Raw genomic sequence first — 26,057 nt, 5'->3', positions numbered from 1 at the left:
GAAGGGGAAAGGCCGTGCGGTCGCTCGCGGCAGCGACCGTTCTCGTGCTCTGTCCGGCACTGGGTCTGGCGGCCGTGTCGGTGCTGCGTCCGCCGCGCGAGGCGCGCTCGGACCGGCCGCTGGTCGTGACGATCCTGTATGCGGGCGACGCCAACGGTGTCGATGCCGACGTGCCCGAGCAACTGACGATCACGCTGACCAATGGCGAATCGTTGCCGCGGGCCGTGACGCTGCAACGTGCGGCGTCCTCGCCGACGCACGTGACGCTGGCGGCCGGTGCGATGCAGGCGGTCACGTACGAGGCGGCATGGCCGGATTGGGCGCGCGGGGCGTTGCGTGTCGATGTCCCGGCGATGGACGTTTCCCCCTCGACGGTGGTGCTCACTCGCGTGAAGGGTGGCAATACGACGGCGGAAGCGTCGGCAGAAAAGACGGCGGAAACGACAGCCGATGCGTCGGCTGTGGCGTCTGGCTGGGGCAATGTGCCGCCGCCCGCGTCAGGCGACGGCGCACCTGCCGGCAAGCCGATCGATATGGTCGCCAGCGGCACGTCGCCGGATGTGCCGAGCTGGTTCGGCGGCCGCCTCAGCATGTACGAGCCGACCTACTTCGCCGACGGTCTGGGATCGAACAGCGAGAACCTCGCGCGCTTTCAGATCAGCCTGAAGTTCCGCATGATCATGCCCGACGATCCGCGCTCGAAGGGGTTCTTCGACAATCTCTACTTCGCCTATACGCAGACGTCGTTCTGGGCGATGCGCGAGGAGTCGGCGCCGTTTCGCGACAATAGCTACAAGCCGTCGTTGTTCTATTACGTGGAAGACACCGGCTGGAAATCCAGCTGGTTCAGCCGGCTGGGCTTCGCGGGCGGGTACGAGCATGAGTCGAACGGCCGCGACGGACCTGAGTCGCGCGGCATCGACATCATGTTCGTCAAACCGATCTTCGACTTCGGTAATCTCGACGGCTATCACCTGACGGTGGCGCCGAAGATCTACTGGTACGAACACAAGGCCGAGGAAAACCGCGACATCGCCGACTATCGCGGCTATGTCGACCTGCTGCTCAAGTACGGCAGCACCGACGGCTGGCAACTTGCGACCACGCTGCGCAAGGGGATGAAGTCGGGCAAGGGAAGCATCGACACGCAGCTCACCTATCCGCTGGCCAAGCTGATCAACAACGCCTGGGGCGGCTACGTCTGGATCGGATACTTCAACGGCTACGGCGAGGACATCCTCGACTACAACAAGCATCGGTGGATGGCGCGCATCGGCTTTGCCGTGTCGCGCTGACGTGGCTAACACAGTTGATGCGGCTGACGCAGCTGACGCGGGGCGCCCCATGAAGCAGGATCTGATCACGTGTACGTGCGTGCTGATCATCGTCACGATCGTCGGCTGGACGATCCACGTCGGCCGCTCGGTGGTGGTGCCTATCGCGTTTGCCGTGATCGTGACCTATATCGTGTTCGGTCTGGCCGAGATATTCCGCTATCTGCCGCATGTTGGTCGACGCCTGCGCTCCGGCGTTCGCTACGGCAGCGCGGCGCTGCTGATCGTGCTGGTGGCTTGGCTCGGTGTCGATCTGCTACTGGCCGATACGAATCGCATGGTCGCCGTGGCGCCCCGATACGAAGCGACGCTGCTGGTGCTGCTGTCCAAGGCGGCGGTGCTGTTGCACATCGAGACCGAGCCGACGTGGGCGGCGATGCGACGGGAAATACTCGGCGCCGTCAATCTTCAGGCGCTGCTGACGACGTTGATCGGTTCGGTGTCGTCGATCATCGCCACGATCGTGCTGGTGCTGCTGTACGCGGGCTTCTTTCTGGTCGAACACGACCGCTTTCGCCAGAAGCTGCTGGCGGTGATGCATCGGAAACCGGATTTCGCATCGGTCATCGACGACATCAATGCCCGGATCGGCACGTATCTGGCGCTCAAGGCGTTGCTGGGGGCCGTGCTGGGCGTGCTGAGCTGGATCTGCATGCGCGTGGTGGGGCTGGAGTTCGCCGGGCCGCTGGCGGTGCTGATCGTCGTGCTCAACTTCGTGCCGTATGCGGGCGCGCTCGTCTCGGTGGCGCTGCCGACGCTGCTCGCCTTGCTGCAATTCGGCAGCTGGAACGAGCCGACGTTTCTGCTGATCTCGCTCGGGGTGCTGAATTTTCTGGTCGGCAATCTGCTCGACCCGTGGCTGATGGGAGGCTCGATGAACCTGAGCGCGTCGGTCATTCTGATGAGTCTGGCGGTCTGGGGCGCGATCTGGGGTGTCGCCGGAGCGTTCCTCGCGGTGCCCGGCACGGTGGCCTTCACCATCATCTGTGCCGCCTTCGAGCCGACACGCCCGCTCGCGACGTTGCTCACGAGAGACGCGGCGCCACCGCAAGCCCAGAACCCTTCAGGCTGAAGGGCTCTTGCGCTGTGCAGTGGGCGGGCGTGTGACGATCTCACTGCGTATCTGTCTGCGTATGTGTTCGCGTATCTGTCCGCACACCTGTCGTATCGGCCGCCGCATGCTCCCCGGGCGTTGCGTTGGCCTGCCACCCGCCGCCCATGGCGCGGAACAGCGCGACCTGCGCCTGAAGCTGCGCCACTTGCTCCCGAACCTGTGCCGACTGACTCTCCAGCAGTGCCAGCCGTGACTGGTCGATATCCAGCCGACCGTTGTCGCCGACGGCGTACTGTCGCTGCACGTTGGACAGCACGCGATTGCGCTGCGCGACTTCTTCGCGTCGGCTGCCGAGCACTTCCGCCTGCCGCGACAGGCGGGCGAGGGCGCGTTCCACGTCGAAGAGTGCCGTCATGGCGGTCTTGTCGTACATCGCGAGCGCCTGTTGGGCGCGGGCGTCGGAGGCATCCACCTGCGATTTGCGCGCACCGAAATCGATCAGCGGCACCATCGCCGCGATGTTGAACAGCCAGAAGGTGCTTGGCGCCAGCGTCTGTCCGGCAAGCTGCCAGCCGTTGCGCGCCAGCGTGCCCGCGAGCGAGAACGTCGGCCAGTAATTCTTGCGGGCGGCATCCGACTGGCGGATGCTCGCCTCCAGACGCGCCTGTGCGGCGATCAGGTCGGGGCGGCGGCGCATCAGGTCGATGGGCTGCCCCGGGGCGATGGCCGGCAGGGCCGACGGCAGAACACCGGTGTCCGCGAGCCGTGGCGTCAGGCTGCCCGGCGGCAGGGCGCAAAGGTTCTCCAGTCCGAGTCGCGCCTGCGCGATCGCCACATCGACATCGGCCAACCGCGCGCGGACCTGCGCCAGTCCTGCCTGTGCCACACGGATGTCCGTGCTCAGCACGACGCCTGCCGTGAAGCTCTTCTGCGCGATCGTCACGAAATCGCTGGCGATCGACTCGCTCGCACGCAGCAGGTCATGCTGCTGTTGCAAGCCGCGGTAATTGATATAGAGATCGGCGGCCGCGGCGGCGACACTCAGCCGAACCGCTTCGACATCGCCTGCCGCCGCAGTGGCCAGCGATTTCGTCGCCGACAGCCGGTCGCGGCCGCGACCGAACACGTCGACTTCCCACTGCGCCTGCAACGCGCCGCGCCACATCTGGGCCGTCAGATCGTTGACCCCGAGCAACTGCTGGAATTCGAGCGACGTCGGCCCGCCGTAGTAGCGCAGGCCGTCGACGCCGGCGCCGATCGTCGGGAACAGTTGCGAGCGCGCAGCGTCGATGGTCGCGCGCGCTTCGTCCAGTCGTCCGGCGGCGATGCGGATGTCCTGGTTCTGCGCGAGTGCGGTCGTCACGACGTAGGTCATCGTGTCGTCGTGATACTGCTGCCACCAGACAGCGAGCGCTGCGTCGTCGGGCGGTGTCGTCACTGAAGGCGCCGCTTCCGTGTAGTGGTCTGGCGTGGGCGTCGGGTCCGCGAGCTTCAGCGGGCCGTAGCAGGCCGCAAGCGTCGCGCACAACACCGTGGCCATCGTGCTTCGCGTCAGGGTGCGACAACGTGATCGATCAGGCATCCGCATGCTGACCTCCTGCGCTCGCGGGGGGAATCTCGCCGCTCCGAGGGTCGCCCGCGGGGGCGGCGCCGGGGTTTGCGCGTACCTTCATGAGCAGTGCGTAAAGCGCCGGTACGGCCACCATGGTCAGCACCGTGGCGAAGGCCAGCCCTGACATCATTGTGATCGCCATGTCCTTGAAGAACGGGTCCCACAGTAGCGGCACCATGCCGAGAATGGTCGTGCCGGCCGCCAGCGCCACCGGGCGCAGACGGCTCATGGCCCCATCGACGATCGCATCGTACGGGGCGACGCCCGTTTCCACCTGATGGTCGATTTCCTGTACCAGCACCACGCCGTTCTTGATCATCATGCCGACCAGACTCAATAGGCCGAGCAACGACATGAAGCCGAACGTGCCGCGGAACACCGTCAGGCCGAAGGTGACGCCAATGATGCCCATCGGTACGACGAACAGCACCACCAGCGCGGACTTCACGCGGCGGAACATGAACAGCACGATCAGGATCATGGCGAGAAACCCCATCGGCAGTTGCCGGAAGAGGCTTGCCTGCGCCTTCGACGACGACTCATGCTCGCCGCCCCATTCCATGTGATAGCCGGGCGGCAGCGAGATGCCTTCGACCGGGCCGCGAATGCGCTCGAAGGCCGCCACGCTGTTGTGACCGTATTTGACGCCTGCGAACACCGTCAGCGTTCGAATGCGCTCGCGGCGGGCAAAACCGCCTTCCTCGGTGCGGATCGAGAAGCCGTCCGTGACATCGCCAATGGGGACGTAACGGCGTTGCGTGGCGCTGAACACTTGCAGGTTACGCAGGCGATCGGTGCCGCGCACGGCGTTCGGCTCGGCGAGCACGATCGGGATGATCTGATCTTCCTCGCGGAACACGCCGGTCGTCAGGCCATCGGTGGCGTAGGCCAGTACGTCGCCGAACTGCCGGCGCGTGACCCCGGCGGCGCGCGCGCGGGACTCATCGAACAGCGGGCGCAGGACTTCGATCGGCTGCTCCCAGTCGTCGCGAACGCCATCGATATCGTTATCGGCGAGCAGGGCGTGACTGACCTTGTCGCCAAGCTGACGCAGCACGGCAGGATCGGGGCCTTGCAGGCGCACCTGGATCGGCGTGCCGCCACCCGGCCCGAAGCTCGGCCGTGAGACGGTCCACTGCGCTTCGGGGTGATCGGCCCGCAACGAGGAGAGAATATCCGGCGCCATGCCGTCGATGTCGCCAGCGTGTTTGACCTGCACGATGAACTGGGCATAGCCCGGATCGCGCGCCTCTGGTTCGTAGACCAGCACGAAGCGCGTGGCGCCGCTGCCGACGTAAGTGGCAACGTTCTCGACACCCTTGCGGCGGAGCAGCGCGCGCTCGACGGCGGCTGCGCGATCGGAGGTCGTGCGGATATCGGTGCCACGCGGGAGGCGCATGTCGACGTAGAACATCGGCGTGGTCGACTGCGGGAAGAAGCTCTGTTCGACGTAGCGGAAACCGAAGATACCCAGCGCCGTGAGCACGATCAGCCCGCCAATGGCCGCCGCGCGACGCGGAATGACCCACGTGAGTACGCGGCGATAGCGCGTGTAGACGGCGCCGCCATATTCCGACGTGTCGTGTGCGGTGGCGTCGGCGCCGGATGCGGGTCTGGGTTTCAGCTTGAACAGATATTTGCCGAACAGCGGCGTGAGCGCCACCGCGATCACCCAACTGAGCAGCAGCGAGATGGCGGCCACGGCGAACAGCGAGAAACAGAATTCGCCGACGGCGTCCGGCGACAGGCCAATGCCGGAGAACGCGAGAATGCCCACGATCGTCGAGGCCAGCAGCACCCACTGCTGCTGACGCAGGACGTCGCCGGCGGCTTCGATGTGCGACTTGCCGCGCTCGACCTGCACGAGCATGCCTTCGCAAACGACGATCGTGTTGTCGGTGAGCATGCCCATGACGATGATCAGCGCGCCGAGGGAGATGCGCTCCAGCTCGATGCCGGCGGCATACATGATGGCCAGCGTGCCCAGGATCGAGAGCAGCAGTTCCGCGCTCAGGATCACGCCGGCCCGCCAGCCCAGACCGATGCCGAGCGCCACACCGACGATCACTACCGACAGGAACACGTCGAACATGAAGCCCTTGACGCTGGCGTCGACGATGTCGGGCTGGTCATAGAGCGTGTGCAGTTCCATGCCGATGGGGCGGTCGCGCGTCAGTTCGTCCAGCTTCGCTTTCACGTCCTGGCCGACCTTCACGACGTTGACGTTGGCCCGTGCGCTGATGCCGATGGTCAGTGCCGGCTTGCCGTCGTAACGAATCAGTTGCGTGGGCACGCTGGCGTAGCCGGCCGATACGCGGGCGATATCCCCGAGTTGGATCGGACCGGCGGTGGCGCCCACGGGCAGCGCAGCGACATCGGCCACCGAGTTGATCTGCCCGGTAGGCGCGATGCGCACATCGGTGCCCGCCACGCGCAGGCGTCCGGCGGTTCGCGTTTCGCCTTGCAGTGCGAGGGCCTGCGCGATGTCGTCGGACGACAGATTCGCGGCGATCAGCGAGGATTGCGGCACGTCCACCCGGACCTGTTCGGTCTGGTTGCCGCCGATCACGACGTCCGATACGTCCGGCATCGTGAGCAACTGGCGGCGCAGTTCGCGGGCATAGGCGAAGCGTTCCGCATCGGTATAGCCCTCGCCTGTGAGCGAGTAGAACATGCCGTAGACGTCGCCAAAGCGGTCCAGGACGACGGACGGGCCCGCGCCCGCAGGCAGCCGGGGCTGGACGTCGCCGACCGAGCGCCGCAACTCGTCCCATACCTGGGGCAGTTGCTGGGTCGTGTAGGTGTCGCGAATGTTGACGCGAATCTCGGAGTAGCCGGGCAACGAGCGCGACGTCACCACGTCGATCTGCTCCATTTGCTGGATGGAGCTTTCCAGCGGGTCGGTGATTTGACGTTCGACGTCGGCGGCACTGGCGCCGGGAAACGTCGTCACGACCATGGCAGACTTGATCGTGAATTTCGGGTCTTCCAGCCGACCGATGTTGACGTAGGCGAACAGGCCGCCGAGCAGACAGGCCAGCGCGATCATCGATGCGATCAGCGGCCGTTCGATCAAAGGGCGAGCGAGATTCATCGCGAGGCTCCCAGCGGCCGGACGGCGTCTCCTTCCTTCAGTTGATTCACACCGGCGGCCACGATCATGTCGCCGGGGGCAAGTGCGCCGGTGACGGCGACGGTGCCGTCGGCATCGTGAATTTCGCGTGGTTGAACCGTGACGGCATGCACGCGGTGCTCCGGGCCTTGCACGCGCCACACGCGGTGCGTGCCGTCGGGCGCGGCGGCTAGCGCGGCGAACGGCAGCGTAGTCTGCGCTGTTGCGGCGGTAGCGGTGGAGGCAGAAGCCGACGCAGGCGTGGCGGCGGCGGCGGGGAAGGGCGTCGTCAATCGAACGCGCACCGCCATGCCCGGCAGCAACCGCTCGGGCACGCGAGACGCCACCGCAAAGATCAGTCGATACGATGCGCCTTGCGGGCCCGCTGAGACGGATGACTCGCGATACCTGAGCTCGATGCGTTCCTCTGGGCGATCCGTCGTCCATGCCTGCGCGTGCAGCGACGCATTGAGCGGCAGGCGTTCGACGAGGCTCTGGGGCAGTTCGATACCGATATCGGCGCGGTTGAGCGATTCGAAGCTCATGGCCGGTGCACCGGCCTGCACGGTCTGTTCCGTTTCGACATTGCGTTGCAGGACGCGGCCGTCGAACGGTGCGACGAGCTGCGTGTTGCGCAGGTCGCGCCGGGCCAGATCGCGGGCGACGCCGGCGGCAACGAGTGCGCTTTTGAGTTGTTCGAAGGCACCGTCCGACAGAATGCCGTCCGAATGCAGTACCGCTTTGCGTTGTACGTCGCCGGACAGTTGGACGTACTGCGCTTCGGCGCGCCGGAGCTGGAGTTCGAACGGTTCCGCGTCGAGCCTCGCCAGCAGTTGGCCCTTCACGACACGTCGACCGTCGAGAACGAGAATCTCGACGACGCGTCCGGGCACCTGGAATGCCAGCGGCGAGACATTCGTGCGCTCGACCCGTCCGGAGAATTCGCGCAGCGATGCAGCATCGCCATCCGTCACCGTGAACACCTTGACCGGACGGGCGATGGCTTCGGCCGGTGGCTTGTCCCGCTGGCCGCAGCTTGCGAGCAGCGTCAGGCAGAAGCAACCGGTGAGAAGGCGGATCGTGCGAAGGTTGAAGGCCTGTGGAAGGCGGGGCGAAGATGTCGTATCGAGGCGATTCGCCGGCATGACAAACTCCTAAGTCGGGACCTGCGTGAAGTCCCGGAACGTGTCGCACAGAAGTCGCTACTACGATGGTGCTCGGCCAACGGGATGTGGCCGGTGTGGAAAGACGTCGATGACGATTGCCGCAAAGTCAGAGGATGCACCACGTTTGGGCCACGTTCGGGCGATCATGCGGGGCACTCCGAAGTCCTGCGATTCAGTCTATTCGAAAACGAGCGCAGGATTGGTGACAGTCGTGCGCGATGATGCACGCAGTAATTTTTATTACTGGTGATAGCGAGCATCGGCGCGATGCATGCCAGTGTGGGAAGGTGTGGCGTGGGTGCATTGGGGTTCCGGTCTCCGGAACGAACCTTCAGACAACGTTGCACAATGTCCTCGCCAGTCCGGGGAGTCGATGCTATAGAATCGGCTGACGAAGGATTCCGAACGTGTCGCTCCCAACACCGTCCAGTGTCCACCGATCTTCTGCTCACCATCGGCTTGCTGCTCAGCGCCATCGTCATGTTCGTCGTGGGACGTCCCCGCGCGGACGCCGTGGCGCTGATCATGATCATCCTGCTGCCCACACTGGGCATCGTCACCCTGCCGGAGGCCGTCGCCGGTTTTTCGGACCCCAACATCATTCTCATCGCGTCGCTGTTCATCATTGGCGACGGGCTCGTGCGCACCGGCATCGCGCACCGTGTCGGCGATTTTCTGATTCGCCATGGCGGCAAGAGCGAGCGCCGGCTCGTGGCATTGCTCATGCTCATGGTGGCGTTGATGGGCTCGTTCATGAGTTCCACGGCCATCGTCGCCATCTTCATCCCGATCGTGCTGAACATCGCCCGCAAGGCGGAGATTCCACACGCCCGGCTCATCATGCCGGTGGGCGTGGCCGCGCTGACGAGCGGCATGCTCACGCTGGTCGCCACGACCTCGAACCTGGTCGTCAACAGCGCCATGGTGTACCGCGGGTACCCGGCGTTCGGGCTCTTCGACATCACGCGTGTCGGCGCACCGATGCTCGCCGTCGCCATCGGTTACATGGTGTTCGCCAGCCGCTGGCTGCGCGGCCCGACCCCTGCCGCCAGCCTGCCGCGCCCGACCATGCGCGACTGGATCGAGCGCTATTCGCTGCGGGGGCGCGCGCACTGGCTGCGGCTGGGGTCGAGCTCACCGCTGATCGGCCGGTCGCTCAACGACATCGATCTGGCCGACGACTACGGTGCCCATGTGGTCGCCGTAGAGCGACGCACGCCGATGGGCGCCAATGTCCTGCTCGGCCATGCCGACACGGTACTCGCCGGTGGCGACATCCTGTTGCTCGACGCGGATGCCGAGGCCTTCGACGTGCCGACCCTCTGCGCGCGCTACCGGCTGGCGCAAACGACGCTGTCCGGCGCCTATTTCATGGATCAGACGCACGAAGTCGGCATGGCCGAGGTCATCGTGCCGCCGGACTCGGGACTCGTGGGCGGCATCGCGCGCAATTCGGCGTTGCGGCGCTATGGGGTCACGATCGTCGGGCTGCGCCGGGCCGGCGGGCCGGTCGCCGAGGGGTTGCAGTCGACGCCGCTCAAGGTCGGCGACACGCTGCTGGTGGTCGGCCCGTGGGACAGCATCTTCACGCTGCAATCGATCGAACATGACCTGGTCTGCTTAGCCATGCCGATCGAGAGCGAGTCGACCGTGCCGGCACCGCACAGGGCGATCGAGGCCATGCTGTGCACGGCACTGATGGTGGCGATGTTCATGATGCCGGGCATTCCGAATCTATTCGCGGGCCTGACCGGGGCGCTGCTGATGGGCCTTTTCGGCTGTGTGAACTGGGAAAGCGCGTACCGCGCCATTCACTGGCGCAGCATCGTGCTGATCGTCGGCATGCTGCCGTTCGCCATCGCATTGCAACGCACCGGTGGCATCGACATGGTGGCCGACGGGCTCGTCTACGTGGCGAGCGAGTGGGGCATCCACAGTATGCTGGGCGCTGTCTTCGCGTTGACGGTGATTTTCGGCACGGTGGTGTCGAGCACGCCCACGGCGGTGCTGATGACACCGGTCGCCATCACCATGGCCGAGCATCTGCATATGCCGCCCGCACCGTTCACGATGACGGTCGCGATCGCCGCTTCGGCCGCTTATATTTCGCCCATCGCCACGCCCGTCAACGCACTGATCAGCAGCGCAGGCGGTTACACCTTCCGGGATTTCGTCAGGATCGGCGTGCCGATCACGCTGGCGGCCGGTGTGATCTGCGTGGTGCTCGTGCCGGTCTTCTGGCCGGCTTGATTCGTTCCCGGCGGGACAAAGGAAGATTGCCGTCATGGATAGCAAACTGCCTGGCGTCGTAAGAAAGTGGAGCAAGCGGGGCCTGATCGGCCTGCTGCTCGTGCTGGCGACATTCCTCGCCTTGCGCATCTACGAAACGCAACGCGGACCGGCGTTGTCGCTCTGGCATACCTACGTGCCGCCGGACTGGCATGAGCACGATATCGATCACGCGACATGGGCGCAGTATCTGGCGCATGAAGGTGTCGTGTTCGACGACGTGCGCACACACGTCAGTGATCAGTTGCCCGTCGAGGCGCGGGTGCCGAGCAACCGCTACAACCCCGACAGTCCGATCTACCCCGAGCATTTTCAGCAGGACTGGAACCGCTCCTATACGCTGATGCCGGCGGGTGCGCCGCGCGGGGTGGTCGTGCTGCTGCACGGACTGACGGATTCGCCCTACAGCCTGCGGCACATCGGCCGTCGCTATCAGCGTGATGGTTTTGCGGTCGTCGCGGTACGCCTGCCGGGGCACGGCACGGTGCCGTCGGGTCTGTCCGATGTCGCATGGGAGGATTGGGCCGCCGCCACGCGTCTGGCGGTGCGCGAGGCACGCACGCTCGTCCCCGCACCGTTGCCGCTGCATATCGTCGGCTTTTCCAATGGCGGGGCGCTCGCCATGAAGTACGCGCTGGATGCCATCGACGACACCCGGCTCGCGCGGCCAGACCGGCTGATCCTGATTTCCCCGATGATCGGCATCACCGCCTTCGCCCGTTTTGCCGGGCTCGCGGCGCTGCCGGCCTATCTGCCGCCCTTCGCCAAGGCGGCGTGGCTCGGCATCGTGCCCGAGTTCAATCCGTTCAAATACAACTCGTTCCCGGTCAACGGGGCACGGCAGTCATACCGGCTGACACGCGCCCTGCAATCGCAGATTGTCGACATGTCCCGTCAGGGCAAGCTCGGCACGCTGCCACCGGTGCTCACGTTCCATTCGGTACTCGACTTCACGGTCAGCACCCGTGCGGTGGTGAGCGCGCTGTATCAGCGCCTGCCTGCCAACGGCAGCGAACTGGTGCTGTTCGACATCAATCGTTCGGCCAAGATGGTGCCGTTCTTCCGGGCCGCCGCCTCGGATGCCATGCTCCGGCTGCTACCGCCTGCGCCACGCAATTACCGTACGACCATCGTCACGAACGCCACGGCCGATTCGCCGGACATGGTGGCGCAGGTGACCGAGGCCGGCAGTGCCGACACCGCTGTCAAACCTCTGGCATTGCAATACCCGATAGAGATCTTCTCGCTGTCGCATGTGGCCCTGCCGTTTCCGATGTCGGACTCGCTCTACGGTATCCGTCCCGATGAACCGGAGTCGTTCGGTGTGCATCTCGGCGCGTTGTCCGTGCGCGGCGAGGTTGGCTTTCTGGTGATCGGCGCAGACACGTTCCTGCGGCTGTCGTCGAATCCATTCTTTCCGTTGATGGAGCAATACGTCGACGAGGCCACGCGTTCGCCCGCGCCGTGACCGGTGCCCGCCTGGTCTGCGTCGTCAGCCGGCGTGCTTGATGTCTCGCATCACCACCTGTTCCGCGCATTCCATCAACCCCTTGATCAACCGCGCTCGCGCCGACGCGCGATGCCACAACAGCCCGAAGCGCCGATGCTCGGCCGGCGCGGGCAACGGCAGGCGCGCGATGTTCAGCCCGACGGTGAGCGGTGAGACGATGTCCGGTGCGAGCGACACCCCCAGCCCGCGATCCACCATCATCGCGATGGCCATCAACGAGTTCAGCTCGAACAGTTCGTGCGGCACGATCTTCGCCGCACGCAGATACTGATCCGCCTGTTTGCCGCCGCCCAGCGACCGGTCGTAACGAATGAACGGCTCGCGTTGCAGCAGCGTGTGCGGATCGACATCCGCCAGCGCTTTCGGTGCGAGCACCACGATCGGTTCCTCGCGCAGCAGATGCCAGTCGTACGCCTTCGGCAGCGCGAACGGCGGATGCAGACAGATGGCCACATCGATGTCACCGCGTTGCAACGTCTCGTACAGCTCCATCGAGGTGCCAGCGCGGATCAGCACCTGCGCCTGCGGAAACGCCTTCGCAAAGCCTGCGAGGGCGTCCGGCAGCAAGCTCAGCAGCGCCGTGGTGATCGTGCCGATACGCAGTTCGCCCGATGGCTCGTCGGTGAGGGCGACCGCTTTGAGCTCGGCGGCGTCGCGCACCAGCGCCCGAGCCTTTTCGACGACGCGGTGCCCCGCCTCCGTCGGAATGACCGTTCGCCCGGCGCGCACCAGCAAGGGCACGCCCAGCTCGCGCTCCAATGCCTGCACCTGCTGCGCGACGGCCGCCGGCGTCACGCCGATCCGACGCGCCGCTTCCGCCATCGATCCGCTATCCACCACGAGCAGCAGGTTCGCCAGAAAGCCCGTCTCCATGACAGTAGATTTCCTATGTTTTTAAGATAGATGCAGATAGTTTATCTAAACGCCGGCGACACATAGACTGGTTTCCAGTGAAAAGAAAGCAGGACTGGAGACATGAGAAGCAAACTCTTCGTGCCGGCCGCACGGCCCGAGCTATTCGCCAAGGCGCTTGCCAGCGCGGCGGACGCCCTGTCGTTCGATCTGGAAGATTCCGTCACCCCTGAGCGCAAGTCAGAAGCCCGTCAAATGCTGCACGACTGGCTCGTGGCGCTGCCCGCCGAATACCGATCGGCCACCCCGCCCAAGCAGCTCATCGTTCGGGTGAACGCCATCGACACGCCGTACTTCGAAGCCGACATTGCCGCCGTGGTCCAGCGCGGCGTCGCCCTGATCAATCTGCCGAAACCCGAGCGTGCCGACGACGTGCATTTCGCCGCCGAATGCATCGAGCGTGCCGAGCGTGCGAACGGTGTCGATAGCACCCATATGCCTGTGCGTCTGCTGCTCAACGTCGAATCGCCGACCGCGCTGCAAAACGCGGCGGCACTGGCGTCGGCGCATCCGCGCGTGGCCGGTCTGCAACTCGGGTTGGGCGATCTGTTCGAGCCGCTGGGTATCGCGCGACGCGAAACGTCTGCCATCTCGCAGGCGATGTTCACGCTGCGCATGGCGGCCGGGGTCGCTGGCGTGTTCGCCTATGACTCCGCATTCGCGAACATCCGGGACGAGGCGGGCTTTCGCGCCGAAGCTCAACTCGCACGCGCGATGGGCTTCCTCGGCAAAAGCTGCATCCACCCGAGCCAGATCGCGCTCGCCAACGATGTCTTCCGTCCGTCCGACGACGAGATCGCGCACGCGGTGCGTGTGCTCGAAGCGTCGCGCACGGCATCGCGTGATGGCGTCGGAGCTTATGTCGTCGACGGCAAGATGATCGACGTGCCGTTCCTGGAGCGCGCCCGCGCCCTCGTGACCGATGCACAGCGCATGGGCCTGCTCAACGACGCGCAGCGCGACGTGCTCGCGGCCGCCTGAGTCGGATGGGACGCCGTCGTCCTCGCACGAGCCAACGCGTGACGTGATAACGCACTAGATATCAAGCAATGAAACGAGAATCCCCAACGCCCGGAGTGCCCGGTGTTCCCGCTGTGTCGGGTGCTCCGGACACAGCGGGAACACCCATCGACCCGACGAACGCCCCGACCAATGACACGCCCGGCGGCACCGGCCCGCTCGCCGGTGTGCGAGTCCTCGATCTGAGCGCCTACATCGCCGGTCCCTACGGCTGCACACTGCTCGCCGATCAGGGGGCCGACGTCATCAAGATCGAACCGCCCACAGGCGACAACCTGCGCAAATACCCGTCGACGCTCGCCGCTGAAAGCCGCGCTTTCCTCGGCGTAAATCGCGGCAAACGTGGCCTCGTGCTCGACCTCAAGCAACCGGCGGCGCTCGACGTGCTGCGCCGGCTGGTCGCATCGGCAGATGTGCTCGTCCACAACTTCCGCCCGAGTGTGCCCGCGCGGCTAGGTATCGCCTATGAACAACTGCGCGACGTGAACCCGCGTCTGATCTATTGCGCAGTGACGGGCTACGGCGAGACCGGCCCGAACAAGGACAAGGCCGGTTACGACCAGGTCCTCCAGACGATGACCGGCATGTGCGCCATGCAGGGCAAGGCCGATGGGCCGCCGGAGATCCTTTACGGTTCGGTGGTGGATTACTACGCGGCGTCGATGGTGGCCGCCGGCGTGTCGTCGGCCTTGTTTGCGCGCGAGCGCACGGGGCAAGGGCAATACGTCGGCGTGTCGCTGTTGCGTAGCGCGCTGGCGATGCAGTCGGCGCGTCTGATCTGGGCGGATGACGAACCGCGTGACGTGGGGCGCGACATGCGCTCCGGCGGTATCACCGGCATTCACCCCACGCGCGACGGCTATCTCTACATCTCCGCCAACACGCCGCACTTCTGGCAGGCGTTGTGCGAGAAGACGGGCCTCGCGGCGCTGGCCGCCGACCCCCGTTACGATTCCGTGCGCAAGCGCGCAGCGCACCGCGACGAGATCGTGCCGCAACTGCACGCGGCGTTGCAGGCGCACGGCGCACGCGAGTGGGAGACGATTTTCGGCGACGCCGTGCCGTGCGCTGCGGCACGCACCGTCGAAGACATGTTCGACGATCCGCAGGTGGAAGCGGAAGCAATGGTGCAGCATTACACCTATCCCGGTGTGGGCGGCTATCGCGGGTTTCGTCAGGCAATCAAATTCGGCGAAGCGCAGCAGGCCGCGTCGTCCGCATCGTCATCGGCAGGGCTCGCGGCACCCGCGTTCGGACAACATTCGGACGACGTGTTGCGTAATGCGGGCCTGAGCGACGACGACATCGCCGCATTACGCGCGACACAGGCGGTGCAGTAGCGCAGCGAACGCACTTGCCCCCATGCAGAGATAACGAAATAAACGGAGACAGACTCATGGAAACCGCAACGCCGCGCACCAAGGTGGCGAGCGCATCGACTTACTCCCCGTCGGCATCGAGCCCGGCGGCGTCAGTGACATCGACACCGTCGGCCCGCGAACGCTGGTGGGCCATTTTCGACGTGCGCATCGGCTCGCTGCCGCTTCCGGTGTATGTGGCGCTCATCGCCATCCTCGCCGCCATGACGCACAACGGCAAGCTCGCCGCCGACCTGCCCACGGGCATCGCGCTGGTCGCCGTCGGCGGTTTCACATGCGCCGAGCTGGCCAAGCGCATTCCGTGGGTGCGTCACATCGGGGCGACGTCGATCTTCGCGGCGTTCATCCCGTCGGCGATGGTCTATTACGGGCTGATGCCCGCGCCGGTGACCAAGGCCGTCACCACGTTCACCAAGAGTTCGAACTTCCTCTATCTGTTTATCGCCGCGATCATCGTGGGCAGTGTGCTGAGCATGGATCGGCGCACGCTCGTGAAGGGCTTCGTGCGGATCTTCATCCCGCTGGCAGGGGGCTCGATCGTGGCTGCCTGCGTGGGGACGGCCGTGGGCACGGCGCTCGGCCTCGAATTCAAGCACGCGTTGTTCTACATCGTCGTGCCGATCATGGCCGGCGGTGTGGGGGAAGGCGCGCTGCCGCTCTCGGCCGGATACGCGCAGATCCTCGGTGTCGATCAGGGACCGATCTTCGCGCAGGCGCTGTCGGCCGCCATGCTCGGCAACATCTCGGCGATCTGTCTGGCGGGCCTGCTGAGTTATCTGGGCACGCGCAAGCCGGCGCTCACCGGCAATGGCCAACTCACGGTCACGCCGGCCGGCGATGTGCCGGAGGCCGACGCCGACGGCGAGCCGCGTTTCGACGCGTCGAGTCTGGCGGCCGCCGGCGGCACGGCGATTGCGCTGTACCTGCTCGGCGTGCTGACCTACCAGTGGTTCAACTGGCCGGCGCCCGTGGTGATGCTCGTCTTCGTGGTGATCGCGCAGGTGTTTCACGTCGTCTCGCCGAGCGTGCGTGGTGGCGCTCGCTTCATGTACCGCTTCTTCTCGACGGCGGTGACGTATCCGCTGATGTTTGCAATCAGCGTGGCGATGACGCCGTGGGGCCAGATCGTCACGGCTTTTCACTGGATCAACATCGTGACGGCCGTCTCGACGGTGCTGTCGCTCGTGCTGACCGGATTCTTCGTCGCGAAATGGGTCGGCATGTATCCCGTCGAAGCTGCCATCGTCAATGCGACGCATAGCGGTCTGGGCGGCACCGGCGATGTGGCCATCCTCACGGCGGCGAACCGCATGGAGCTGATGCCGTTCGCGCAGATCGCCACGCGTATCGGCGGTGCGCTGATCGTGATGCTGGCGCTCGCGGCGTTCGCCTTCTTCCGGTGAGTCCGGCAAGCGCTGACGTGTGATGACAAAACCGCAGGACTTGCCTTACCCCTGCGGTTGCCCGAAGTTCTCGCGGTACTGCTGCGGCGATACGCCGAAACGGCGCTGAAACACCTTGCGCATGTTGTGCGGATCGCCGAAGCCGCATTCCCAGGCCACGGTCTTGAGCGGCGCATTGCCGTTCTCGAGCATCACCCGTGCTGCGTCGACGCGGGCGGCGCTCACGAAGTCGGCGGGCGTCACGCCCGCATCGCGCGCGAACACCCGCGAGAAGTTACGCACGCTCATCTTCGCCACCGCCGCCAGATCCCCGACCGACAACGGTTCGGCCAGATGCGCCAGCACATACTGCTGCACCTGCGCGACGGGTGAATGCGGTTCGGCGTACGGCGTCAGATACGGGCTGAACTGTGACTGTCCGCCGGCGCGCTGCGTGAAGACCACCAGACGCTTCGCCACGTTCAGCGCGACCTCCTGTCCGTGATCCTGCGCGAGCAGATGCAACGACAGATCGATACCCGCCGTGACGCCCGCCGAGGTGTACAGACTCCCGTCCTGAATGAACAGCCGGTCGACTTCGATGTTCGCCCCGGGGGCGCGCTCGGCCAGCACGTCGACGTCGTTCCAGTGCGTGGTCACGCGTTTGCCGTCGAGCAATCCCGCCGCTGCGAGGATCAGCGCGCCGTTGCAGATCGAACCGTAGCGTCGTGCACGCGGGACCATGTCGTTCAGCCAGCGGTAGACGTTCGGGCCAAGGTCGTCCGTCAATAGCGACGGGCCGCCCGCGACCAGCAGCAGATCGACATGCCCGCCCACATCCTGATAGTGACGGCGCGGCAGCAGCGTCATGCCGTTCGAGCAGGCAATCGCGCCGTGCTGGGTGCCGACGACTTCCGTCTGATAGTGATCGCGGGGGAGCAGAAAGCGGTTGGCTTCTGCGAAGACGTCGAGCGGGCCGCTCACATCGAGCGACTGCACGCCGGGAAACACGAGGAGGGCGACGTTACGGATCATGGCGATTCGGGAGGCGGTGGTGTCGGCAGAAAGGCGAGTGAACGGTGCCCAGTCGCACCGTCGCCCTGGCAGCGATGCGACCCATTTTGGCAGAAAGCGGCGCATCGGCAACAGTTCGGCCGACGGCTGGCGCGAAGATGCCGCTGCTTGGCGCAATCGGACCGTTGGCGCCGCCCGGTGTGCGGGCGCGGGGCTTCGACAATCGTTGTGAGCGACGGCAACGATCGTCGCGCCCCCCCAACACTGCGCACCCTGTGAGGTTATCGATGTCGATTCAAGCCAATGCTTCCGCCGTCCGCTATCCGGACGAAGCTTCGCTCGCCGAGCGCGTCGGCCCGGCATTCTCCGTGGACGGCATGCTCGCCGCCCGTAACAAGACCCGCGCCGCGATCCGCGATATCGCGGCCAACGTGCGACCCGGCATGGTCGAAGAAGACGCCGTCGTCATGGCCAAAGGCGTGCTCGTCTCGGCGGGTCTCGAACTGAGCTGGCACCCGACGCGGGTCCGCTTCGGCAGCAATACGCTCAAGCCGATGCGTCAGCCGTCCGAACCGGGCGTGGTGCTCGGCGAGCACGACATCTTCTTCATCGACATCGCGCCGCGCTTCGAGGCGTGGGAAGGCGACGGCGGAGCCAGCTTCGTCGTCGGCGAGCATGCCGAATACCAACGCTGCGCCAGCGACGCCGAGGCGCTGTTCCACGACGTTCGCCAGAAGTGGCAGCGTGAAGGTTCGACGGGGCAGGCACTGTACGCCCACGCGGATGAAGTCGCCCGTCGCATGGGCTGGACACTGAACTTCGACTTGCCGGGGCACCGCGTGTCGGACTTCCCGCACGCGGCCATCCACACGGGCTCGCTCGCAGACTTCGAGACGACGCCGTCGGCCATGCGCTGGATCCTGGAGATTCACCTGCGCGATCCGCAGAACCGCTTCGGCGCGTTCTTCGAAGACATGCTGCTCGAAGACAGCTACTACTGATTTGTCGTCGGTCGGCCGTCGATCCGTACCCGCGGACTCGTCGGCCCGCTGGAAGCCCGTTGTGGCATACGCACCACGCGTAGCGACGACGGGCGACAGGCCGCCCCGTGTGCTCCGGACTTGTTTGCTATACTGCGAACGATTCTCATTTGCAAAACGGTGCCTGAGCCTCGCGGCCGCACCTGGCCCGGGGACAGGAGGGGCGTATGCCCGCCGACGACACACTGCAACGCGACACTTCGTTGCAGGGACTCTACACCGATCACCACGGCTGGCTTCATGGCTGGCTGCACCGCAAGACCGGCTGCTCTCACCGCGCTGCCGATCTTGCGCACGACACGTTCGTTCGTCTGCTCGAACGCGAACCGCCCGGCGTGCTGACGTCGCCGCGCGCGTTCCTGACGACCGTCGCCCAGCGGGTGCTCTATAACTACTGGCGTCGTGAACAGATCGAGCGCGCCTATCTCGACGCGCTCGCCCAGCAGCCGGAATCCCTCGTCCCGTCTCCCGAGGAGCGCGCCATCGTGCTCGAAACGCTGCTCGAAATCGACCGCTGTCTCGATGGCCTGCCGCCCCTCGTCAAACGTGCGTTCCTGCTGGCCCAGCTCGATGGGCTGACCCATACCGAGATTGCCGCCGAGCTTGGCATTTCGCTGGCGACGGTGAAGCGTCATCTGGTGCGGGCGGGTACGCAGTGCTTCTTCGCGATGGGGACGGCATGACGCGCGCGGCTTCGTTGGCGTCGCCGGCTTCGTCGTTCGACGCCGGGATCGCGCAGCAGGCCGTCGAGTGGTGGGTGACGCTGCAAAGCGGCGACGCCACCGATACGCTACGCGCGGCGTGCGCCCGCTGGCGTGAGGCGCATCCGGAGCACGAGCGCGCATGGCGTCATATTGAAAATGCCGACACCCGCATGCGGCATGTCTCGGGCACGCTCGGCGCCGCAGTCGCGCAGGCCGCGTTGCGCGCGCCGCGCTCACGGGCACGCCGTATGGCGGTGAAGGCCATCGCCGGTGCGTTGTTCGTCGGTGCCGGCACGTGGGTGGCGAGCGATCCGTTGACGGTCCAGCGGCTGCGTGCCGATGCGCGGACCGGCGTGGGCGAGCGGCGCACGCTGCGTCTGGCCGACGGTACGACGCTCGTCCTCAATACGCGCAGCGCCGTGCGGCTGTCGATGGAGGGGGACGTGCGCCGCATCGGGCTCGTGGAAGGCGAAATCATGGTGACCACCGGCAAGGACACCGGGCACGTGCCGCCGCGAGCGCTGGAAGTGGCGACCTTGCACGGCACGCTCCGGCCGATGGGCACGCGTTTCGTGGTGCGCCAAACGGAAGACGCGGCGAACGTCTCGGTGCAGGTGTTCGAGGGCGCCGTGCGCGTGACGCCCAAGGTATCAGGCAGCGACGCGGCCAGTGTCCAGATCATCCACGCGGGTGAGCAGGCGCAGTTCGATGCCGGTGGCGTCGGCCCGGTGCTGCCGCTGGCGGACGGCGACGGCGCGTGGGCCGACGGCATGTTCGTGGCCGTCGACATGCGACTGGACGCCTTCCTTGCCGAGCTGTCGCGCTACCGTCGCGGCTATCTGCGCTGCGATCCAGCCGTGGCGTCGCTGCGCGTGTCCGGCACCTATCCGCTGGCAGACACCGACGCCATTCTCGGCGTGCTGCCGCACGCATTGCCGGTGTCGGTCGCATCCGTCACGCGCTATTGGGTGACGGTCGGGCCACGGGGCTGATGTCGGGTGAAGTTGCCGCCGACGGTGCGGTGCAGGTGCCGGGCAGTGTGCCGACTGGGTTCGCCCGCTCTCGTGCGGTGGCCGCTCGCAGCGGCTGAGCGATGATTCGATCGGTCGACAGCCGGTCACGACAAACTTTTTTCGCATTGTTCTACGGTCAGTGAGCTGTTTCGTCGGTCTCGCGTGACAAGGGAAGTGAAACCTTCTCTCTTGCCTGTACGAGATATCATCATGGCCGTCGCTTTACCTGAATCGCCGCACATCCCGGACTTCCCGCACCTTCAGTGCACCCGCTCCGCTACCACCGGCTGGCATCGACGCCGCATTTGCGCGGGCGTCGCCCTGACGTTCGCCTCGTTCGCGTCGACGTTCTGGACCGACGTCGCTCACGCACAGACAGCGGCCCAGCCCGCGACGACAGCCAGTGCCGCCGTCGCCCGCAGTTACGACATCCCGGCAGGCCCGCTCGACGCCGTGCTTACGCGCTTCGGCCGGGAGGCCGGCATCCTGCTGACATACACACCCGCGCTCACGACCGGCCGTCAAAGCCCCGGCGTGCAGGGGCGTTTCGATGTGCCGCGCGCGTTCGGGCAATTGCTGGCGGGCACGGGGCTGACGGCATCGCCGCAGGGCGCGGGCTATACGCTAGTCCCGCAGGCGGCGCCCGTCGCCGCGACGATGGCGGCCGGTGGTGGTTCGGGCGACGTCGCGCTGCCGACCACGCATGTGCGGGCGCAGGCCTGGTCAGACGCTTACCGCATGCCGGTGGACGCCAACGTCACTCGCTCCGACGCGCCGGTGCTCGACATCCCGCAGGTCGTCAACGTCGTGCCGCATCAGGTGCTGGCCGACCAGCGCGCCCGTACGCTGGACGACGCGCTGGTCAACGTGAGCGGCATTGTTCAGGGCAATACGCTGGCGAGTACGCAGGACACGCTGCTCAAACGCGGCTTCGGCGGCAACCGCGACGGCTCTATCATGCACAACAGCATGCCGCTCGTGCAGGGACGCGGGCTGAACGCGAACGCCGATTCGGTCGAAGTGCTCAAGGGGCCGACGTCGCTGCTCTACGGGATCATGGACCCGGGCGGCGTGATCAACGTCGTGAGCAAACGTCCGCTGCTCAAGCCTTATACGGCGGTGAGCGTTGCCGGCACGACCTACGGCCACGGCAAGAACGGCGTGGAAGAGACGCTCGACACGACCGGTCCGATCGGCGATTCGGGGCTGGCGTACCGGCTGGTCGTGGATCAGAACAACCAGCAGTACTGGCGCGTCTTCGGCTCGCAGCGCGAGACGCTCGTTGCGCCGACGCTTGCCTATTACGGACGCGACACGCAGGTCGTCGCCTCCTATGAATACCGTAACTTCCTGACGCCGTTCGATCGTGGCACCGCGCTCGACCCGGCGACGAACCGGCCACTGGCGATCTCGGCGCGTGAACGTCTGGACGACGTGCACAACGAGATGCGGGGGCAGTCGCATCTGGCGCAGATTACCGTCGATCATCAGTTCAACCCGGACTGGAAGGCCCACTTCGGCTATAGCTACAACACCGAGACCTACGATGCGGGGCAGTTGCGTATCACTGGGGTGAACTCGAAGACGGGTATCGTCTCGCGCAGCAACGACGGCACGCTTGGCTCGGACAGCACCGACAGCTTCGGCACGGCTTACCTCGACGGTAAAGTCACGCTCGCGGGCATGCGGCACGATTTGCAGTTCGGCGGCGACTGGGAGTATCGGCGCATTTACCGGCGCGACCTGATTCGTCAGGCGGCGAAGTGCACGTTCTCCTACCTGAATCCGGTCTACGGCTGCGAGGTGATCCCGACGACGGTGTCTGCCAGCGACAGCGATCAGACCGATACGCTGCACGACGCGTCGGTCTTCTTTCAGGACGCCATCCACGTGACCGATCGATGGATCGTCGTGGGTGGGGTTCGCCTGCTGACGTACAGCCAGATCGCCGGTAAGGGCCGTCCGTTCAAGGCCAATACCGATATCAGCGATTCGAAGTGGCTGCCGCGTGCGGGTGTCGTCTATAAGTTGCGGGACTACCTGTCGCTTTACGGCAGTTATTCGGAATCGCTCAAGCCGACGTCCACCATCGCGCCGTTGTCGACGGGCGTGGTCATCGACTCTAACGTGCCGCCGGAGCATGCCAAGTCGTATGAGGTGGGCGCGAAGCTGGATATGCCGAACGGGCTGAGCGGTTCGCTGGCCGTGTTCAACATCGACAAGCGCAACGTGCTCGTGTCGCAGGCGGTACCGGGGAGCAGCACGCTCGACTGGCGCACGTCCGGTGCGGCGCGCTCGCGGGGTGTCGAGCTGGACGTGTCGGGACGGATCGGAGAGCGCTGGAACGTGATCGCGAGCTATGCGTTCACCGACGCGAAGACCACCGACGATCCGCTATATACGGGCAATACGCTGGTGAATGCGGCGCGACATACGGCGTCGCTGGCGGGCGTCTATGACTGGGGGCCGGTGCTGGGCGACGGCAGCGGCAACCTGCGGCTTGGCGCGGTCGGGCGATATATCGGGTCGCGTCCGGGAGATTCGGCGAACAGTTTCACGCTGCCGGCGTACTTCGTCGCCGACGTGTTCGCTACGTACGACACCAAGATCGGACGCCATCCCATCCACTATCAGCTCAACGTGAAGAACGTGTTCAACAAGACGTATTACCCGTCGAGCGTCAGCCAGACGGTCGTCGCCATCGGCGATGCACGCTCGGCAACGCTGTCGGCGACGTTCGAGTTCTGACGGCGGCTGCGGTCGGTGGAAACGGATTGCCAGCACTTATACCGGTGGCGACACCAGGTAGGTACCCCGCCTCTCTTGTGTGAGACCACCGGAATCTACAAAAACCCGCGCAAGCGGGTTTTTTGTCTTGAGCCGGGCGTTTTCGGCCGTTGCTTGCGCCGTCGTTTGCGCTATTCGGGGCGGCTACCGCAGCGGTGGCGCGCTGCATGGGCGACCTCATTGGGGCGATGCCGACGATGAGGGATCGGTGTCAGACGTAGAGAACCACCGCCCTTCGTCACCGGCACCCGGCGGACCTCGCGTATGGGCCGGCTGCCGCAGCGGTGGCGCACTGCATGGGCGACCTCATTGGCGCGATATCGGCGATGAGGGCGATGCAGGAGGTACATGGATGATGCAGACGGCGATACGGATTTCCCATGACTGCGAGCTACGACTCAGAGCAAGTCGTCACTCGGCATCAAAGTGAAGGCGCCTGCCACGGCGTTACGCCAGAAGGAGGCGTAGGGCTCGACGTCGAACGTTCGCGGCTGACCGTTCTCCTCGCCTACCCAACGCAGCGCGGGCACGGTCGGTGGCGTCGACGTTGGCGGCGTGGTGCCCGCCGGCGCCAGTTCGACGCGAAAGCTCGTGCGGGGCAACGTCGCCCGCTCGAAGATACGTGCCATGCGTTCGGCGAATTCAGGACTGTGGATCACGATCGCCAACTCGGTGTTCAGACGTACCGAGCGCGGGTCGAGGTTGAACGAGCCGAGTACGACGTCTCGCCGGTCGATCACGTACGCCTTGCCGTGCAGACTCGCCCGGGACGAGCCGCCGAACGTCACCCGGCGGGGCTGACGCTCGCCGTCGTCGCTCCGGATCGGCTTGAACTCATATAACTCGATACCCGCCTGCAATAGCGCCGGACGGTAGCGGGCGTAGCCAGCGTGGACCGGCACGACGTCGGTCGCCGCGAGGGAGTTCGTCAACACGCGAACCTTGACGCCGCGCTGTGCCAGCGTCGACAGGAATCGGACACCGCCGTCGAGCGGCACGAAGTAAGGCGAGATGATCAGGACTTCGTTTTGCGCTTTCGCGGCAAGCTGGCGGAGTTTGTCCGCGGGCGCGCTTTTTGTCTCGGCGGCAGGGGCGTCGAGCTTGTCGGGGGTGTCGGCGGCGAGTTCTGCCGGCGCCCAGAAGAGGGGGAGCGTGCCGTCGCGCAGGCTGGCGGCGAGGGGCGGCTGATGGAGTGCCTCGTGACCGGCCGGGACATTGTCGGCGTTGCGCCAGTGCTCGGCGAGGGCGTCGCGGGTGGCGTCCAGCGTCTCGTTATCGATTTTGGATTGGACTTGCTTCAGGGGATAGGACTGCGGGCTGGTCCAGAAATGATCGAAGCTGCGGGAGATGGCTTCTACCACGGGGCCCGCGCAGAGCAGGTCGAAGTCGCGGAAGGAGAGGTCGGGGTTGGCGTCGAAATACTCGTCGCCCAGATTACGTCCGCCAACGATGGCCAGTTGGTTGTCGGCCACGAGCGCCTTGTTGTGCATGCGGCGGTTCAACTGATCGAACTGCGTGAGCAGATTCCCGGCGCGCTGGAGCAGCGTGGTGTCGAGCGTGCCGAACGGATTGAAAACGCGGATCTCGATGTTGGGGCTCTGGTCGAGCGCGGCGAAGGCCGGATCGGTGTGACGGCGATTGATGTCGTCGACCAGCATGCGAACGCGCACGCCTCGATGGGCGGCGTCGAGCAACGATTGCAATAACAGCCGGCCGGTAATGTCTTCGCCCGCGCTGTAGTACTGCACGTCGAGACTATGCTGCGCCGCCTGGACAAGTGCGAGACGCGTGGTGAACGCGGCGGAGCCTGTCGCCAGCAACTGGAAGCCGGACTGGCCCGCGTGCGCCTGAATGGCCGGGGCCAATGCCGAGGCGAGCGCGCCGGGCGTCGTCGCCGGGGTATGAGACGTCCACTGGGAAGGCTCCGGCGGCGGCCGCACCGATGTACAGGCAGCGAAGACTAGTAAGAGAGGGATGAGCGAAGCCAGGCGCCGCCATCCAGAGGCATACCAACGAGGCGAGTCGCGTAACCCCGACGCTTGAGGGCTGCGAGAGGGAAAGCGGCGGGGGGCCTGCGAAGGGAGCATCTCGAACGCTCTTATATATAGAAGCCGCGAGGAAGGGGGAATCGACCCCGGGACAGCCTTTCCATATAGGCAGGCTTTCAGGAAGCATATGCGATTTCATTCGTTGCGTCGTCGGGGGGAGCCCGGATACATTGAATCCGTCTCCTCCATGTGTCCTGTCTCATGGATCTTGGCCCGCCCACGACGCGGGCCTTTTTTTGCCCTTTTCAAATTATTTTCACAAAGGGGGTTGCCAAGGTTCGGGGTTTTCACTAATATCTCGTCTCTCGCAACGACAGCGACGCAGCGAAAGCAGCGACGAAGTTGAAGCGACGGGCTGCAAAGCCCGGTGGTTAGTGGTTTTGGAGCTTGTGAGTCGCTACGGCGACGAACGAAAAGAGCGAAAAAAGCTGTTGACGACGACGAGAAGCTGCGACATAATCTCACTTCTCTGCTGCTGATGCAGCGACGCAGAAAACGAAGCGACGGCGCGGTAAGTGTGCGACGAAGCGAAGTCAGATGCGATTGATCTTTAAAAATTGAACAACCGATAAGTGTGGGCACTCGATGAATAGTGCGTCTGCTTCGGCAGATAAGCTTTAAATTTATTGAGGCTCACATAGTAATAGGTAAGTTAAGTAATTAACTTGTCAGCATACTTTG

Annotated in this window: 17 protein-coding genes; 11 read left to right on the top strand and 6 right to left on the bottom strand. The window is 65.3% G+C overall.

Going from position 1 to position 26,057, the window contains the following annotated elements:
• The first annotated feature begins 14 nt into the window (after positions 1-14).
• Together C5N93_RS07920 and C5N93_RS07915 are read left to right on the top strand one after the other, a co-directional pair.
• Positions 15-1,295, top strand: a complete 1,281-nt coding sequence (locus C5N93_RS07920; protein ID WP_242558868.1) for a phospholipase A — start codon at positions 15-17, stop codon at positions 1,293-1,295.
• Positions 1,296-1,344: 49 nt separating this feature from the next.
• Positions 1,345-2,406 carry an AI-2E family transporter gene (locus C5N93_RS07915; protein ID WP_242558867.1) on the top strand — a complete coding sequence of 354 codons (1,062 nt, stop codon included), beginning with the start codon at positions 1,345-1,347 and terminating at the stop codon, positions 2,404-2,406.
• A 40-nt stretch (positions 2,407-2,446) separates the two neighbouring features.
• On the opposite strand, the gene C5N93_RS07910 is transcribed toward C5N93_RS07915, so the two are convergent.
• From C5N93_RS07910 to C5N93_RS07900, 3 genes are read right to left on the bottom strand one after another with little or no spacing between them, the layout of a single operon-like run.
• Complete coding sequence (locus tag C5N93_RS07910) at positions 2,447-3,928, bottom strand: efflux transporter outer membrane subunit (RefSeq protein WP_242558866.1); 1,482 nt, start codon at positions 3,926-3,928, stop codon at positions 2,447-2,449.
• Between the two features lie 34 nt (positions 3,929-3,962).
• Positions 3,963-7,094 (bottom strand): efflux RND transporter permease subunit, encoded by a 3,132-nt coding sequence (locus C5N93_RS07905; protein WP_242558865.1) that lies wholly within the window; start codon positions 7,092-7,094, stop codon positions 3,963-3,965.
• Complete coding sequence (locus C5N93_RS07900) at positions 7,091-8,257, bottom strand: efflux RND transporter periplasmic adaptor subunit (protein ID WP_242558864.1); 1,167 nt, start codon at positions 8,255-8,257, stop codon at positions 7,091-7,093. The genes C5N93_RS07905 and C5N93_RS07900 overlap by 4 nt, the downstream gene beginning before the upstream one ends.
• A 450-nt stretch (positions 8,258-8,707) precedes the next feature.
• Here C5N93_RS07900 and C5N93_RS07895 point away from each other — a divergent pair, with 450 nt between their 5' ends.
• Together C5N93_RS07895 and C5N93_RS07890 are read left to right on the top strand one after the other, a co-directional pair.
• A complete protein-coding gene (locus tag C5N93_RS07895; protein WP_242558863.1) occupies positions 8,708-10,528 on the top strand; it encodes an SLC13 family permease in 1,821 nt (606 codons plus the stop codon).
• 34 nt (positions 10,529-10,562) lie between these two features.
• Positions 10,563-12,035, top strand: coding sequence for an alpha/beta hydrolase (locus tag C5N93_RS07890; protein ID WP_242558862.1), 1,473 nt, complete (start codon positions 10,563-10,565; stop codon positions 12,033-12,035).
• 24 nt (positions 12,036-12,059) lie between these two features.
• Here C5N93_RS07890 and C5N93_RS07885 read toward each other — a convergent pair whose 3' ends face one another.
• The gene (locus C5N93_RS07885) at positions 12,060-12,950 is read right to left on the bottom strand and encodes a LysR family transcriptional regulator (protein ID WP_242558861.1); all 891 of its coding nucleotides are present in this window, start codon (positions 12,948-12,950) and stop codon (positions 12,060-12,062) included.
• A 102-nt stretch (positions 12,951-13,052) separates the two neighbouring features.
• Between C5N93_RS07885 and C5N93_RS07880 the strand changes: the two genes are divergently transcribed.
• From C5N93_RS07880 to C5N93_RS07870, 3 genes are all read left to right on the top strand, one after another.
• Positions 13,053-13,970: a CoA ester lyase gene (locus tag C5N93_RS07880; protein WP_242558860.1), complete on the top strand. Its 918-nt coding sequence runs from the start codon at positions 13,053-13,055 to the stop codon at positions 13,968-13,970.
• Positions 13,971-14,038: 68 nt separating this feature from the next.
• Positions 14,039-15,349, top strand: coding sequence for a CoA transferase (locus C5N93_RS07875; protein ID WP_242558859.1), 1,311 nt, complete (start codon positions 14,039-14,041; stop codon positions 15,347-15,349).
• 56 nt (positions 15,350-15,405) lie between these two features.
• Positions 15,406-16,791, top strand: a complete 1,386-nt coding sequence (locus C5N93_RS07870) for a 2-hydroxycarboxylate transporter family protein (protein WP_242558858.1) — start codon at positions 15,406-15,408, stop codon at positions 16,789-16,791.
• A gap of 45 nt (positions 16,792-16,836) precedes the next feature.
• On the opposite strand, the gene C5N93_RS07865 is transcribed toward C5N93_RS07870, so the two are convergent.
• Positions 16,837-17,802, bottom strand: a complete 966-nt coding sequence (locus tag C5N93_RS07865) for a DJ-1/PfpI family protein (protein ID WP_242558919.1) — start codon at positions 17,800-17,802, stop codon at positions 16,837-16,839.
• Positions 17,803-18,071: 269 nt separating this feature from the next.
• Here C5N93_RS07865 and C5N93_RS07860 point away from each other — a divergent pair, with 269 nt between their 5' ends.
• From C5N93_RS07860 to C5N93_RS07845, 4 genes are all read left to right on the top strand, one after another.
• On the top strand, positions 18,072-18,785 hold the full coding sequence (locus tag C5N93_RS07860; protein ID WP_069343524.1) for a M24 family metallopeptidase: 714 nt from the start codon (positions 18,072-18,074) through the stop codon (positions 18,783-18,785).
• A gap of 206 nt (positions 18,786-18,991) precedes the next feature.
• Positions 18,992-19,507: a sigma-70 family RNA polymerase sigma factor gene (locus tag C5N93_RS07855; RefSeq protein ID WP_242558857.1), complete on the top strand. Its 516-nt coding sequence runs from the start codon at positions 18,992-18,994 to the stop codon at positions 19,505-19,507.
• Positions 19,504-20,520 (top strand): FecR domain-containing protein, encoded by a 1,017-nt coding sequence (locus tag C5N93_RS07850; protein ID WP_242558856.1) that lies wholly within the window; start codon positions 19,504-19,506, stop codon positions 20,518-20,520. The genes C5N93_RS07855 and C5N93_RS07850 overlap by 4 nt, the downstream gene beginning before the upstream one ends.
• A 231-nt stretch (positions 20,521-20,751) precedes the next feature.
• A complete protein-coding gene (locus C5N93_RS07845; RefSeq protein ID WP_242558855.1) occupies positions 20,752-23,289 on the top strand; it encodes a TonB-dependent receptor in 2,538 nt (845 codons plus the stop codon).
• A 437-nt stretch (positions 23,290-23,726) separates the two neighbouring features.
• Here C5N93_RS07845 and C5N93_RS07840 read toward each other — a convergent pair whose 3' ends face one another.
• Positions 23,727-25,268: a phospholipase D family protein gene (locus tag C5N93_RS07840; RefSeq protein WP_242558854.1), complete on the bottom strand. Its 1,542-nt coding sequence runs from the start codon at positions 25,266-25,268 to the stop codon at positions 23,727-23,729.
• Positions 25,269-26,057: the final 789 nt, after the last annotated feature.

The organism is Pandoraea sp. LA3 (genome assembly GCF_022696215.1).
GTDB lineage: Bacteria > Pseudomonadota > Gammaproteobacteria > Burkholderiales > Burkholderiaceae > Pandoraea > Pandoraea capi.
The sequence above is the reverse complement of the archived record's forward strand: the minus strand, read 5'-3'. Positions and strand labels throughout refer to the sequence as shown.